At 35.9% G+C, this 13,733-nt stretch carries 15 protein-coding genes, 1 other RNA gene and 1 pseudogene; 6 read left to right on the top strand and 11 right to left on the bottom strand.

From position 1 onward, the window contains the following. Window positions 1-318: 318 nt before the first annotated feature. From JOD29_RS03705 to JOD29_RS03685, 5 genes are all read right to left on the bottom strand, one after another. The gene (locus tag JOD29_RS03705) at window positions 319-789 is read right to left on the bottom strand and encodes a peptidoglycan recognition protein family protein (protein ID WP_124766542.1); all 471 of its coding nucleotides are present in this window, start codon (window positions 787-789) and stop codon (window positions 319-321) included. Window positions 790-897: 108 nt separating this feature from the next. Continuing rightward, the gene (locus JOD29_RS03700) at window positions 898-1,290 is read right to left on the bottom strand and encodes a gamma-glutamylcyclotransferase family protein (RefSeq protein WP_124766543.1); all 393 of its coding nucleotides are present in this window, start codon (window positions 1,288-1,290) and stop codon (window positions 898-900) included. Window positions 1,291-1,321: 31 nt separating this feature from the next. Then, window positions 1,322-1,744, bottom strand: coding sequence for a VOC family protein (locus JOD29_RS03695; protein ID WP_124766544.1), 423 nt, complete (start codon window positions 1,742-1,744; stop codon window positions 1,322-1,324). Window positions 1,745-1,978: 234 nt separating this feature from the next. Next, the gene (locus tag JOD29_RS03690) at window positions 1,979-3,211 is read right to left on the bottom strand and encodes an ATP-grasp domain-containing protein (RefSeq protein ID WP_124766545.1); all 1,233 of its coding nucleotides are present in this window, start codon (window positions 3,209-3,211) and stop codon (window positions 1,979-1,981) included. Between the two features lie 313 nt (window positions 3,212-3,524). After that, on the bottom strand, window positions 3,525-4,373 hold the full coding sequence (locus tag JOD29_RS03685; protein ID WP_124766546.1) for a pyridoxamine kinase: 849 nt from the start codon (window positions 4,371-4,373) through the stop codon (window positions 3,525-3,527). A 228-nt stretch (window positions 4,374-4,601) separates the two neighbouring features. On the opposite strand from JOD29_RS03685, the gene JOD29_RS03680 reads away from it, so the two are divergent. Continuing rightward, window positions 4,602-5,159 (top strand): ECF transporter S component, encoded by a 558-nt coding sequence (locus JOD29_RS03680; RefSeq protein WP_124766547.1) that lies wholly within the window; start codon window positions 4,602-4,604, stop codon window positions 5,157-5,159. A gap of 96 nt (window positions 5,160-5,255) precedes the next feature. On the opposite strand, the gene JOD29_RS03675 is transcribed toward JOD29_RS03680, so the two are convergent. Further along, entirely contained in the window at window positions 5,256-5,768 is a 513-nt protein-coding gene (locus JOD29_RS03675) for a GNAT family N-acetyltransferase (protein ID WP_124766548.1), read from the bottom strand. Window positions 5,769-5,923: 155 nt separating this feature from the next. Between JOD29_RS03675 and JOD29_RS03670 the strand changes: the two genes are divergently transcribed. Then, window positions 5,924-6,838 (top strand): LysR family transcriptional regulator, encoded by a 915-nt coding sequence (locus JOD29_RS03670; protein ID WP_124766549.1) that lies wholly within the window; start codon window positions 5,924-5,926, stop codon window positions 6,836-6,838. A 104-nt stretch (window positions 6,839-6,942) separates the two neighbouring features. On the opposite strand, the gene JOD29_RS03665 is transcribed toward JOD29_RS03670, so the two are convergent. The 3 genes from JOD29_RS03665 to JOD29_RS03655 form a co-directional block, all read right to left on the bottom strand. After that, window positions 6,943-7,413, bottom strand: a complete 471-nt coding sequence (locus JOD29_RS03665) for a hypothetical protein (RefSeq protein WP_124766550.1) — start codon at window positions 7,411-7,413, stop codon at window positions 6,943-6,945. Window positions 7,414-7,832: 419 nt separating this feature from the next. After that, window positions 7,833-8,023: non-coding RNA, 6S RNA (ssrS, locus tag JOD29_RS03660), on the bottom strand. Between the two features lie 133 nt (window positions 8,024-8,156). Next, the gene (locus JOD29_RS03655) at window positions 8,157-8,861 is read right to left on the bottom strand and encodes an AIM24 family protein (RefSeq protein WP_124766551.1); all 705 of its coding nucleotides are present in this window, start codon (window positions 8,859-8,861) and stop codon (window positions 8,157-8,159) included. A 332-nt stretch (window positions 8,862-9,193) separates the two neighbouring features. Here JOD29_RS03655 and JOD29_RS03650 point away from each other — a divergent pair, with 332 nt between their 5' ends. Then, window positions 9,194-9,343 (top strand): hypothetical protein, encoded by a 150-nt coding sequence (locus JOD29_RS03650; RefSeq protein ID WP_205101622.1) that lies wholly within the window; start codon window positions 9,194-9,196, stop codon window positions 9,341-9,343. 12 nt (window positions 9,344-9,355) lie between these two features. Further along, window positions 9,356-9,550 (top strand): annotated as a pseudogene (locus JOD29_RS03645) (YuzC family spore coat inner layer protein); the annotation flags it as partial. A gap of 98 nt (window positions 9,551-9,648) precedes the next feature. Here JOD29_RS03645 and dacB read toward each other — a convergent pair. After that, a complete protein-coding gene (dacB, locus tag JOD29_RS03640) occupies window positions 9,649-11,106 on the bottom strand; it encodes a D-alanyl-D-alanine carboxypeptidase/D-alanyl-D-alanine endopeptidase (protein ID WP_158610596.1) in 1,458 nt (485 codons plus the stop codon). 265 nt (window positions 11,107-11,371) lie between these two features. Between dacB and JOD29_RS03635 the strand changes: the two genes are divergently transcribed. Both JOD29_RS03635 and JOD29_RS03630 read left to right on the top strand, forming a co-directional pair. Further along, entirely contained in the window at window positions 11,372-11,539 is a 168-nt protein-coding gene (locus JOD29_RS03635; protein ID WP_158610597.1) for a hypothetical protein, read from the top strand. Window positions 11,540-12,128: 589 nt separating this feature from the next. Then, window positions 12,129-12,671 (top strand): ribonuclease H-like YkuK family protein, encoded by a 543-nt coding sequence (locus JOD29_RS03630; RefSeq protein WP_124766554.1) that lies wholly within the window; start codon window positions 12,129-12,131, stop codon window positions 12,669-12,671. Between the two features lie 235 nt (window positions 12,672-12,906). Here the strand turns inward: JOD29_RS03630 and JOD29_RS03625 are convergent, their stop codons facing one another. Next, window positions 12,907-13,638: an alpha/beta fold hydrolase gene (locus tag JOD29_RS03625; RefSeq protein ID WP_124766555.1), complete on the bottom strand. Its 732-nt coding sequence runs from the start codon at window positions 13,636-13,638 to the stop codon at window positions 12,907-12,909. Between the last annotated feature and the right edge of the window lie 95 nt (window positions 13,639-13,733).

Genomic DNA, 13,733 nt, shown 5'->3' with positions numbered 1-13,733 from the left:
AAGAATTTTGTCGAATGCTAAATGTGAAAATTGATAAATATTTCTACTTTGGAATAAATAAGAAGTGAATAGATAGAAGCGATTTTTTTACAAACCGATTTGAGGCTATTCTTCGCAAAAATCATTTAGTTTAGATATGAATTGTGTTATTACAGGTGAGATAGTTTTAATTGGGGTATGAAGACGCAATATTGTTGAGGATACGAGTGAAACGGTCTTCATCAGGGTTATAAAGTTCTATTTGTTCGTTCTATAGATGAAAATGAACTTCATCAAAGGTATGAAGTTCATTCGTGAAGGAACTATTTAAAGTGCTTCCTAATGTAAGTACTCCGCAATTTGATGGCGTACTTCATTCAAATTAACTAACTTCCCAGGGCAGCTTTTTTGAACCCCTTCTAATTCACGGTGTCCAAGGACTTGGTGGGGGCTGAGTTGATATTGCTTCATAATATAATCACTTAATTTCAAAAACGATGTCCACTGTTTATAGGTTGGGTTCTCAATATCAAAATCTCCCGTCATGCAGATTCCTATTGATGTTCGGTTAAATCCGTAAGCATGTGCACCTACATGATGGCCTCTTCCTTCGACAATCGTCCCATCTTTTTCAATAAAAAAGTTATAACCAATACCACTCCAACCGCGCTCTTTTTGATGAAACTCATGGCATTGCTCGGCCGTCATATTCACACGAGATGTATGATGTACAATGATATTCTTTACCTCTTCCAACGGCTCGAATGGTTCAAGGAATTGAAAGTTCTTTTGTACGATTTCGATTTCCATATGATTTCACACCTAAATATAAAAAAAATTTTCTATCATGAATATTGTTGGTAAGGTAAAGCATTTTTATAACCGAAATGTATTTTTGGTCAAACTAAGCGTCATTACTTACTTTTTTGATAACAACCTGAATTGTATCCAATCTCCAGATGGAATATCTTTAACTTTCAACTCTTCTTTATTTGCAACATACACATAGGCGGTAGTTGACTCACCATTAGATGTGAAAATTTCTTGTTCTACACGGTCGTATAAATTGTCAGTTCCGTCTTCCTCATAATCTTCTAATTCATCTAACAGTTTTAATTCATAATCAGAAACCAAATAAAGCTCACCGTATGTTTTGTAAGTTGTCGAAGGAGCAATTGCTGGATAGCCGCAGCCTGTGTCATACAATAAGCCATAGGTCCAACAGTTCTTATCTAAACATATCGCATTGTTTAATAAATGCGCATTTTCATCCCCGTTACGTAATGTTCCGTAAACGAAAATTTTGTTCAACTATTCCACCTCTTATTTTTTTAAATAACGTTTAATCATTAAACACCCAATCGGGATTCCAAACGATTTCCCATAAATGTCCATCTGGATCTTGGAAATATCCAGAATATCCACCCCAAAAGGTACCGTGAGGTCTAACTGTAATTACAGCTCCCGCTTTTTCTGCCTGTGCTATAACTAAATCAACCTCTTCTTTCGTTTCAACATTATGGCCAATCGTAAATTCTGTAGGACTTGGTGTGATTTCAGTAATTTTTGTATCATGGGCGATGTCTTTACGATTCCAAATTGCCAGTTTCAATCCTGCTTGTAAATCGAAAAATGCAACGGCACCATGCTCAAATTCTTTTCCAACGATTCCTTCTGTAGATAGTCCTAGTCCATCCCGATAAAATTTTAATGATCTTTCTAAATTATCTACACCTAATGTAAGGACCGAAATTCTAGGTTTCATCTAATCATCACTCACCTTATATGTTTAATATTTTTTATTAATAACCTACTTCATAAAGTAGGAGCAGCAGGATCTATTTAAAGCAATCAGCACAAGTCTCAATAACATAATGCCCCTATAAAAAGTTTTCTATAGAGGCATGCGTATTTGTTTTGCAATTAATAAAAAGACGTTCTCACTTTTCTGCAAGAACGCTCCCCAATTGTTTATAGCTAAATAGTAATTCCAAATCATTTATTTATAAAAATCGTAATATAAATACTCGTTTAAGATATATGACATTTCATCTGCATCTTGGCCAAAGAAATAAATTGATCCGTAATGATTTCCGGTTCCTACCCGTACTGGCACTTGCATTGGTGAGTCAGGATTAAACATCTCATGACGAACATAATATGGGTGATTTTTCATTTTCTCCGGAATTGTGAGTTGATTAATCACATTAAAATGCGGATAGACCATTATAATTCCTGCGTAGCCTTTTGCCGAAACCACTTCTTGTGGGAAAAAGGCTTCTAATTCTGCATCAGTAGTATCGGGGTCACTGCAAAGTATTTGACCTTGGAATGGGTTAAAGCCATATACCCTTTCAATATGCTCAAATATATGCCCCCCCGGAACACGAGCCCCCACCTCTCCAAAATTCAACGTCCCATCAGATGTCACAAAAAATTCAGCATGTAGGATGCCATAATTGAATTCAAAGGCATCTACAAGTTTCTCTATTTCGCGGGTAACATTTGGTCTCCATTTTTCAAGGGATGGAGATGCTGGAACGAAATTAGAGTGGCCTAGTTTTACATACTCTGTAATATTTAAAAATCTAATCTTGCCGTTATGAACAAAAACTTCACAACAAAATTCTTTCCCATTTAAATGTGATTCCATCAACAGAGGGAATTCTTGATCATCAATTGCTTCAATGTCTTGTGCGCTTTGGATGATTCGATGACCAACAGTACCTGCTTTGTTAAAAGGCTTAACATGAATCAGTTCGTTCACCTCTCCATTAACCTTTAGCATCGCTTCATTCATTCTCTTTAAAAAATAATAAACATCTTGTTTATTTTGTGCTTCCTCAAATATACCAACACGCATGCCAGCTAATTGTGCTTTACGTTTCATTAACCCTTTGTCTCTGAAAAGCATTGATTGTTGGAATAGCCGCGGGTTGTTTTCAAGTTTTGCATTTATTGCGCCTGCCCACTCAACTGTTTCTTCATAAATCGGAATCGCTAATTTAGTATTCCAAAGTTTCAATGTTTCATAGAGTTGATGCGCTTCTTCAATAGCCCACTCAAATTGCCATGGGATAAATGGGATGCCAAACACATTGGCATAAGCTTGAAATTCTAACGGTGCTACGACTATATAAGGACGATTCATTTTGCCAATTGCTTCAATTGCTTGTTGGCTCCATCCTAGTATTGCGATTCTATCTTTCACATTCTCTACTATTCCCATCATTAATCCCTACCTTTGAAGTATGTAGTATGAGTTGATCAGTATTGAATTCTATTAATTTTTCCATATAGAATACGACAGTAAAAATTCTATTCTTTTGATTTTGATTAGATATTTTACAAATATTAAAAATGCTAGTCTATATATGTTAATTTGGATTTTTTTAGAAGTCAAGGAACCTAGGCTATTTTGACGAAATATTCGCATAAAAGAAATGATTTTATTTACTTCGGTATCTCTTTTCTAACTTCCTAAATAAAAGGGGTTGCCCAGAAAATTTCTGAACAACCCTATTTCATTCCTAGCATTTAAGCTTTTATAATAACATACGTAAATATTTTTCGAAGTTAATGCCTTCTACGGTTGGAATTTGATCCAATGCAGTATCATTAATCGCAGCAGTTAAAAACTCTTGAGCGAGCTGAACGGATTTTTCCAGGTTGTCACCGCGCATCATACTTCCCATAATTACTGATGCAAATAAGTCTCCAGTACCGGAATAACTTTGTCCATTGTATTGCATTGCATCATAATATGTTTTTCTTTGATCTAAATACATATTCCCAATCACTTGTTGATCAGGATTTGATGAAGGTGGATTTATGCCAGTAATAATCACTTGCGCCCCCGTCTCATGCTGAAGTGTCTTTCCTGCTTCCTCTACTGCTTTAAGAAAGTCATGTTCATTTGAATAGCTATGTAACTTTTCATAAGACAATCCCGTTAACAAACAACACTCCGTAACATTTGGTGTAATCACGTCCGCACTCTTTACAAGTTCCTTCATTCTTGCCAATAATTGATCTGTAAATAGTTTGTAGACTTCTCCAATATCCCCCATCACCGGGTCAACAAGTAAAGTTGATTTTTTTGTATGGAATTTATCAAGAAATTTAAAAATGTTATCAATTTGATCTTGACCTGTAACGAAGCCTGTATGAATTCCGTCAAAGGAAACGTTAAGTTTGTCCCATTCCTCTATGAACTGATCCATTTTAGAAGTAAAATCTTCGCAAAAGTAGCTTGAGAATCCAGTTTGCGCAGTCAATATAGCAGTTGGTAATGGAACTGCCTGTACGCCCATTACCGAAAGAACTGGGATTGCAGCCGTTAATGAACATTTTCCAAATGATGATAAATCCTGAATTACAGCGACTTTTTTCATAATACCCTCCATTACATCTATCCAACATAAACTTTCTACATATTACCACAACTTCAGAGTGGATAAAATCCCTGAAGACAGTTCGGCCTTTTTTTGTCTTCTCTTTTCTAGATTTTACGCTACTTCCGAAAACTGACCTTTATTTTTTTGTTTAAAGTGGCACTTTTATAGATACCAGTCTTTTGCTAAAGTTATCGGTAAATTCAAATAAGTAAGGAAGGTAGTCAAATGCAAAATACACAAACATATTCAACTGTAAAGACACGTAGCCAAACTTTTGATTTAATTATTACCGCAATGTTAGTCGCACTTGTTTTCGTTTCAACAGTTTTTTTGAATATTAAACTACCAATTTTATCAAAAGGTGGTTTAGTCCATCTAGGAACAGGGATGCTTTTCATTGCATCCATTATGTTCGGTCCTAAAAAAGGGGCTCTTGCTGGCGCAATCGGAATGGGGTTATTTGATATGGTTGGCGGTTGGCTAGTATGGGCACCAATTACTATTGTGGCTCGTGGATTACAAGGGTACATCGTTGGGAAGATTGCTTGGTCAAATAACAGAAAAGGAAACAGCATTGCCTTTAATTTAATTGCTATGATTGTTTCTATTCCTGTGATGATTGCTGTTTATTACGTTGGAGAAGGGTTTCTATATGGAAATTGGATTGCTCCGTTAGCTTCCATACCAGGAGACCTTACTCAAAATATTCTAGGAATGATCGTTGCGATTCCTGTATGTCTTCTTCTAAAAAAAGTACCTTTCTTTAAGCAATACCAACAATAATATAAATGAAGAAGAGGGGAACCAAAAGTCGTTTTAAAACTTCTGGTTCCCCTCTTTTTCTTCACTGTTATATTTTTTAGAATAAAAATGGATGGTTTACTCTTCAACAGGTTGTTTAGGTCCGTTCAATTCTAATTGGTAAAAAGCTAAGTCAAGCCAACGATTGAATTTAAAACCTGCTTTTTTAATAGTCCCTGAATATACAAAGCCAAAGTTTTTATGCATATAAATGCTTTTTTCATTTTGAGCATCAATCCCGGCAATTAAAGTCATGTATTCTCTTTCCCTAGCAATAGAAATTAATTCTTTTAGTAAAGCAGTCCCTATCCCTTTTTTTCTATAATTCTTATTTACGTAAATAGAATGTTCAATTGAATATTTATAGGCTGGCCAAGCTCTAAAAGGGCCAAACGTTGCAAATCCGACCACTTTCTCATCTAACTCAAATACTAAGATCGGATATCCTTCCTCTTTCTTTTGCTCATACCAAATTTGTCTACTTTCAAGTGTTTGGGGTTTGTACGTGTATACTGCAGTTGTATGGAGAATAGCATCATTGTAGATTTCTAAAATGTCGGATAAGTCTTTTGGAGTTGCTTCTCTAATCATGGTATTTTTCTCCCTTTCTTTGGTATAGTTTTAATTTATCTATTTAATATTAAAACGCTTCATAGAAAAGGTAAAATTGAATTTTTTAACCGCTTGCTATAGACTAAAGTTATAGCAAGATGAAAAAGCCCGACTAAATAAGGGATGGTGAGGACATGACGCTTCAGCAATTTCGCTATCTAGTAGAGATCGCTAAACATAATTCAATTAGTAAAGCGGCAGCAGCACTTTACGTAACACAACCTAGTATCAGTAAAGCAATCCGTGATTTGGAGGCGGAGTTAGGGATTACAATTTTAGATCGCACGAACAAAGGGGTCGTTTTTACAAAAGAAGGCACCGAATTATTGTTTTACGCGAAGATGCTTCTGGAGCAAATGGAGTCTGTCATTCATCATTTTGATAAAGAGAAGAAAACAGGCCTAACCAAGTTTTCCATTTCTTCACAACATTATGGATTTGCAATTGAGGCTGTTGTAAATTTAATGGATTATTTTAATGAGCGAAAATATGAACTGGCAATTTGTGAAGGCAAGTCGACTGAAGTAATTGATGATGTGTACACAAGCAAAAGTATTCTTGGAATTTTGACTTTAACCAATTTAAATAAACAATATTTCGAGCGTCATTTCACCTCGAAATCTTTAATTTTCACGCCTCTTGCCACTTTAAAGCAGCACGTCTTTTTACGTAAAGAGCATCCTTTAGCTCATGAACAGTCTATAACCATCGCTAAATTAAGAGATTATCCTTACTTGAGCTATCAGCAGGATGATACGCTTTTGCATTTTGCAGAAGAATCACTCAATGTTAATAATATAGAGAAGCTAGTCTATGTGACAGATCGAGGGACTATGAATAACCTTCTATCAAATACAAATGGCTATAATCTAGGAACAGGTTGCATCGTGAATAATTATATGAATCCCAATATTATCTCGATACCATTAGAGGAGAACCAACTAATTCAAGTTGGTTTTGTCAAACGTAAGGATGTATTTTTGCCAGAAGAGCTTCTGATCTATCTTGATTTTTTAAAAACAGCATTGGAGAATTCAAAACCAAATTAAAGCGATCCTTCTGTCAACACAAGATCGCTTTTTTTAATAAAATAAAGAATGTCAAAATAGATTGTTGTGTCAGTTTTGGCTTGGATTAAATAGTACCATTACAATTAGTTACCTAATATGTAATCACGGGTTATTTTAAGCATTTCTTCTTGTACTTTATCTGTATTTTTCTTCCTATCAATATTGTAACCGATGTGATAGACATATCCGTTATAATAAGAATAAATCTCATTTGCAGACGTTCCAACAACTCCTACTTGATCCTTGGCCTCATCATATTCATAATATCTATACAACAAAGCACTATTAGTAGTAATTACCTGTTGGAAAATAGGTAAATCTTCTGTTAACATCTCTTTTTTTAATTTGTTGCCAACTGTATCATATTCATCCGAAAGAATATATCCTTCAAGTGGATTTTCATTAACTTCTGTTACTGAGATGATAAAAAAATTATCTACTTTATCATATTCGGACTTGCTGAGATAGCTTAGCTGTACTTGATTCTTCACTTCTCCCTCTTCATCTTCAAATGTTACAAGATATGCTTTTTCCTCATCAACTTCGAAGGGCAACGGATCGGATCTTAGTATATTTATATCCTTCTGAACTTGTATAGGGAAAGTGGATTCTATTTCTTCATAGGTAAAGGCTTATAGTATGTAATATTACTTCTTTCATCAAGCCCATCAAAGGTTTTAAATAACTCACTATAGGTTACATTAACACCTTTCACTTTCTCCAAATCGTGTTCATTGTGAGAGCAACCGATTAAAAATGAACATATAATTAAAAGTAATAAATTGACTTTTAATACCTTGTTAATTACGATATCAAATCCCCCTTAAAACAAATTTAATGTCCAATTTCCACCATTATATCTTGTACTCAAGGTTATTACTATAAAATTCCATTCAACTTCTAAAGCATAAAGAAAGGCACTCGTACAATTTCTTGTAAGAGTGCCTTCTAAGCCTTGCTATACATTATGTATGGCAAAGCCGCCTTGCCGTAGTAATTATAGAAAGTTTTAAACCACCACTCCTCAAAGTGGGTGTTCGCAAAAGATATCCTGTATATCATCATTCACCGCAGTGTGACGCTCGCCATTCCATCTTCAATATAAAACTCCCTGTTTACAGTTAAAGGTTAAAACTTAATATGATACGAACAACGCAGCTTTAATGTTATATTATATGATTGTAATTCGATGTGCAAGTAAGCACCTTCAAAGAAAAAAGTCAAAAATTTTTACTGGTAAAATTGGATTATTTATTAGTTTTGAAGACATTAGTTATACAACTCGAGTCAGCCTTAATTATCCACCATAACTTTGTGCTTGCTTATAGTAAGTCTCTTCAAATGGTTGGACGATAACAAAGCCATCACCTTCAAATCTCATTTGAATGGATTCACCACTACCTCTTCCTAGGAATGTTTTAAGCGTGATATCTGTTTGGAATTCAGGTTGAAGATTTCCAGACCATGCAACAGTTGCATTAGGATCGGTAATGATCGGTTTACCAGGTGTTACACGTAATGTAAGTGGTTCATAATGAGAGGTAATGGCAATTAAACCCGTTCCCTCACATCGAATATTAAATAAACCGCCTGCCATCATTCCTGCAACTTTTTTCATCATTTTGATTTTGTGGTTGATTGATGGTTCGAAGGCAAGTAGGTCATTCCCATTAACAAAAATGGCTTCGTTCTCTAAATGGAGAATAATGATTTTTTTACCACTGTCCGCTAGATATAATTTGCCATCTCCATTAGCTTTCATAAGGGAAGCACCTTCACCAGTCAAAGCCTTTTTGAACATTGTACCAAGACCGTGTTCTAAAATACCTTCACGCTCAAACTTGATTTTCCCGTGATAAGCCACCATTGAGCCCGCCTTCGCCCAAACGAGACCATTCAAATTCACTTCGAGTAAACGCGGAGTTTCTAATTCAAAAAAACCTTCCCCTTTATCCACTTGCTCAGTATTTTTAATAAATTCATTTATCGAATATCGATTCATGCCTCGCACCCCCAGTTTCTTACATATACGTATATATGTCCAATTAGGTTTCATAAAGACTAGACAATCCGTGAAAATTAGTTACCACTATGAAGTTGTTCCATTTTTGGAAATGACGAAAATAACATGACATCTACCTATTTATAGTTCAAGCCACTTACATACATCTAGGAATAGTATGACTTTTTCGAGGAGGACACCTATTGTATTACTTATTTCACCCTATTTTCCCTCAGCTCCCTTATGTATATACAAATCATTACCCTGTCGCTCAGATGCACTTTGTGAATCCTAGCCTTTTGTATCAAGAGAATTATCAGAGAAATCATCAAATGGACCAACCTATTGTTCAACGGTCGAATCAACCAACAAATCAACCGGCAAATGAATATCAATATCCGCCTGTTGATCCTGATCTTTTGTATGAATCCGCAAATCATACGAAAAAACTTATGGAAGATGCCAGCAAAGTACTAAATTAATTAGCTTCATCAAAAGAATTTGGTGAGCAAATTATGAGTGAAGCTCAACGTTCTGATAAGCGTGAAGTCGACCGTTTAATTAGTTCAATTGACGTTAAATCTGAAGTAAAAGTTACTTACAATCCTGATGGCTTACGATTAGAATTCACACCAAAAGAAGCGAATTCAAATTGTTGCGGCTTAATTATTTCATTGCGTTGGCGGTAGAGTATGATCGGAGTATTGTTACGCTGTTCTATTCATTATTTTAAAAAAGATCTCGTCAACCAATTCGTGATTGACGAGATCTTCAACTAATTATCGTTCTACAATTCTGTTGCTATGGATTTTACAATTTCATCGATTGCGGTAACCGCCCCTAATTTATTTTGGACCAATACACTGAAAATGTACCATTGTCCACTACTTGCTTGGACATAGCCACTTAATGTACTAACTCCTGTTAAAGAACCGGTTTTTGCATGTACTTTACCAGCAGTTAGTGGGTCATTTAAACGATTTCTTAACGTTCCCCCTACCATTCGCTCACCATTTGCAGCTACTGGAAGGCTCGTAAAGAATTCATCAAACCAAGGTTCATCTTGTACTTTAAGTAACAACTCACTTACTACAAGACTTGGTACGCTGTTATCATGGGACATTCCAGAACCGTCTTCAAATTGCCAATCTGCCATATTTAAGCCAATTGACTCTCCATATTCTTTCAATACTTTTAACCCAGCATTCGTACTACCATGGTGTTTGAACTCTTTTCCAAGTGTTTTCACTAAAATGTCCGCATGCCCATTATTACTTAACTTCATATATGGAATAAGCAGTTCTTCTAGTGTCATCGATTCCTTTGATGTAATCAGTTGGGCGCTATTTGGTGTAGCAGCTTGGAACACTTTATCCTTTGTTACCTTGATTCCAGCTTCAGTAAGTACAGACTGGAACATTGTTAATGTATGGGTAGTTGGATGTTTTACAGTGACCCACTCTCTTTTTGTTCCTCCAACAGGAATATTTCCACTAATAACTACCTGGTTCGTTTGATATGTTCGTTCAATTGTTATGGTATCGCTTTGCCCCTTTTCGACTGTCACTGCTTCATTGATTACCTCTAAATCACCAATATGTGGAGTTACGTTAAAGGTAGGTTTTTCTCCCATTTCAGTTGCATTTACATCAACAATTAATGTACCCGAATCATAGTCTGCGTTTGGAGAGGTTGTTAAAGCTGAAATCGGCGCAGCATAATAATAAGATTCATCATCGGCCCAAATTCCAGGAGTTAATAGGTCCTGGTCAAACCACTGATCGTCGCCAACAATTCGACCGTCGATTTTGTTGATTCCTTTCGCCTTTAACTTGGCTGCAAATTGTTGTAAATCTTCAATAGATAGAGTCGGATCTCCTTGCCCTTGTAAATATACATCCCCTTTTAACACTCCATTCGAAAGTTTCCCCGTCGTATAAAGGCTTGTTCTAAAACGGTAATCCTGTCCAAGCATCTCTAATGCTGCTGAGGTCGTTAACAGTTTCATATTGGATGCAGGTTTGATTGGCGCTCCTCCATTGTAATCATAAACCACTTCCCCCGTAATCGGGTCTCGCACTGTAATACTTACGTCCGCTCCAGTTAGCTTATCTTGAACGATTGTGGAAATGGAATCGCTTAACGTGATCGTGTCCGTTTCTTGTGCTTGTGCGATGTGGTTAAATCCAAATAGACTTAAAACCAACACCCACGCAAAAAAGACGTTCATCAGATTTTTCTTCATACCTTTCGCCTCCATCGATGACAGAATTTTCAAACTTCTGGTTTTATTCTGCAGGAAAAAGGTAAATCCTTTCTTCAATAGAAAAGATGAACAAATTGGTGGAGTTGTGATGAATTGTTATCAACCAAAACGCCTAATAAACTTTAAAAATACGACAATTTTATCAAAGTTGAAGTACTAATAGGCATTTACTTAACATCACTCTGAAAATAAACACATTAGATTCAAGATATTGAACAGAATAATAGTAAGGAGTTGATGATACTTGGAAGAAAGTGAGAAGCAAGATGTAGAAAATGAAAATAAGCGATTGACCAATCGAGAGGAAGTCTCTGAAGAACAAACTTTTGAGTTGGAAGATCCAAATATGCGAATGAATGATTGGAAAGAAAACACGTTTCATATCATTCCTTTTTTATCCCACTTCCTCTAGAAGATCTCTTTCGAAGAGATCTTTTTTTAATTTTGGAGGGTTTTATAGGATGAATTGAAAGGCTTACAATGATTAAGTAAGAATCTTAGGATGAAGACTTTTTTCATTCGGATCACTACATATTCGGTCTTCATCCAGCACATGAAGACCCTTTTTCAATTGGCTCACTACTTAATTGGTCTTCATCCAGCACATGAAGACCTTTTTCCATTTGGCTCACTACTTAATCGGTCTTCATCCGGGTTATGAAAACCTTTTTTCATTCTGATCACTACATATTCAGTCTTCATCCAGCACATGAAGACCTATTTCCATTTAGCTCATTACTAAATCGGTCTTCATCAGTGGTATGAAGACCTTTTTTCAGTTGGCTGACTACTAATCGGTCTTAGTATCCTAAGGATAGACAACCACTATATTATTCGAAAATAAGGTTCTATTCATTTTGGACAATCGGTTCGGTTATATCAAGCTTTTCCGTAGTAACAGTAGAAAATTTTCAGAAATCTCCTCAAAATGTTTGGGTATCCGGTCCAGTGCTTGAATAAACTGTAATAAATCATCCACTTATAAAAGAAAGGTGGAATTTATGAATAACGGTTTTGATTTTACAGATACCTTTCAGAATTTAAGTCACAAAAATATGTCGTTTGATGAAGTATTTCAGAATATTAAGCAGTTTATTATGAAGGACCCCACCGGAAGTTTTAAATTAATGTTTGGTACAGATTCCCAAGTTTATAGTAGAGAAACGATATTTATCACAGGCATTGTCATTCAGCAGGAACGTAAAGGAGTTTGGGCTTGCTTTCGAAGAGTTGTCATTCCGAGAAGGATGACGAATTTACATGAGCGGATCTCGTATGAAACTACGTTAACTGAAGAAATTGTTTCATTGTTTACAGATGAGAAACGAGAGCAATTGATTAATATAATTTTGCCGAACATTTATAAGGGGGCGAACTTTGCAGTTGAAGGCCATATTGACATTGGCTCTGGTAAAAAGAATAAAACCCGCATTTTTGTCCAGGAAATGATATCACGTATGAACTCGCTCGGTTTAAAGGCGAAAATTAAACCTGATTCGTTTGTTGCAAGTAGCTACGCTAATCGGTTTACTAAACACGGTTAAGAGATTATACTGGAGATTATTTTTTAAAGATTGATACAAAGAAGCTTTATTATGAAAAACTTCAAGATGTTCGAAGCGAAGCGAGAAGACTTGTGGCCTCACGGAAAGCATCTGCAGTTGCAGAGAATAACGGTCATTGACTTGAATCAATCATAAAAGCCATGAAAATTATACCGAACGTACATTTTTCATGGCTCTTCACTTTTAAGTTGGGTCATGTCCCAACCTCTTTTCTTTAATCTATAAATTCTTGCACTGCCTTAATGAAACTTTGTGGATCTTCTAACATACCAAAGTGGCCAGTGCTTGTAACGATTTTATTGACTGTAGGGTTCTGAACTATAATAGGTTTTACTATTTTATCTTCTGCCCCTTCAAGAACTAGAATGGCTGTGTTTGTCTGTTCAACAAGTTGATGTTGGTTTGGTCTAGTTTTCATGGTATCGAGTGCGGCAATGAGTCCCTTTTCAGTTGCACGATATCCGATTCTTCGTGCAATATCTACCATCTCTTTTGTGGCATTTTGTCCGAAAAAGGCTTCAATGATTTCATCAACGAACCCATTTACCCCGATTTCCGGTATTTGTTGTTGTTGTTTTGTTCGCTTCTCTTTTTGTTCATCACTATCCGCCAAATCAGAAGAATAAGCTAGTATCACTTTTTTGATTGGGAACATCTTCTTTTCAAGAGCGGCTAATGTTATATAGCCACCCATTGAATGCCCAAGCCATATTGCTTCTTTTACTCCTTCATGCTCTAATACTTTCGTTACAGCTTTCGCATAATCATATACCGAATAACTGTCTTTTTCGAGCTGACTTTGTCCGTGACCTGGCAAGTCGACTGCAATGACATCAAATTGAGCGGTCAATTCTTCGATTACCTCATTAAAAATTTCCTTGGCACCTAAAAATCCGTGCACCAACACTAACGTTTGACCATTCCCTTTTCTTGTATAATGTAGCATAATCCTTCCCCTTTCGTTTTGTATTCTCCCATATACCCTTTCCTAAAAAGGATGCGGTAAAACCAATTTTGTGTCGTATTTTTTCGTTAAACTAA

This window comes from Lysinibacillus composti (assembly GCF_016908465.1).
Taxonomy (GTDB): domain Bacteria; phylum Bacillota; class Bacilli; order Bacillales_A; family Planococcaceae; genus Ureibacillus; species Ureibacillus composti_A.
This window is presented reverse-complemented; position numbering and strand designations above follow the sequence as displayed.

What these genes read in the sequence shown, in the direction of transcription:
- JOD29_RS03690 (WP_124766545.1), bottom strand. Translation starts at nt 3,211, where the DNA reads ATGATGGGAATAGTAGAGAATGTGAAAGATAGAATCGCAATACTAGGA.
- JOD29_RS03655 (WP_124766551.1), bottom strand. Translation starts at nt 8,861, where the DNA reads ATGAATCGATATTCGATAAATGAATTTATTAAAAATACTGAGCAAGTG.
- JOD29_RS03650 (WP_205101622.1), top strand. Translation starts at nt 9,194, where the DNA reads ATGGACCAACCTATTGTTCAACGGTCGAATCAACCAACAAATCAACCG.
- JOD29_RS03680 (WP_124766547.1), top strand. Translation starts at nt 4,602, where the DNA reads ATGCAAAATACACAAACATATTCAACTGTAAAGACACGTAGCCAAACT.
- dacB (WP_158610596.1), bottom strand. Translation starts at nt 11,106, where the DNA reads ATGAAGAAAAATCTGATGAACGTCTTTTTTGCGTGGGTGTTGGTTTTA.
- JOD29_RS03685 (WP_124766546.1), bottom strand. Translation starts at nt 4,373, where the DNA reads ATGAAAAAAGTCGCTGTAATTCAGGATTTATCATCATTTGGAAAATGT.
- JOD29_RS03675 (WP_124766548.1), bottom strand. Translation starts at nt 5,768, where the DNA reads ATGATTAGAGAAGCAACTCCAAAAGACTTATCCGACATTTTAGAAATC.
- JOD29_RS03695 (WP_124766544.1), bottom strand. Translation starts at nt 1,744, where the DNA reads ATGAAACCTAGAATTTCGGTCCTTACATTAGGTGTAGATAATTTAGAA.
- JOD29_RS03670 (WP_124766549.1), top strand. Translation starts at nt 5,924, where the DNA reads ATGACGCTTCAGCAATTTCGCTATCTAGTAGAGATCGCTAAACATAAT.
- JOD29_RS03625 (WP_124766555.1), bottom strand. Translation starts at nt 13,638, where the DNA reads ATGCTACATTATACAAGAAAAGGGAATGGTCAAACGTTAGTGTTGGTG.
- JOD29_RS03630 (WP_124766554.1), top strand. Translation starts at nt 12,129, where the DNA reads ATGAATAACGGTTTTGATTTTACAGATACCTTTCAGAATTTAAGTCAC.
- JOD29_RS03705 (WP_124766542.1), bottom strand. Translation starts at nt 789, where the DNA reads ATGGAAATCGAAATCGTACAAAAGAACTTTCAATTCCTTGAACCATTC.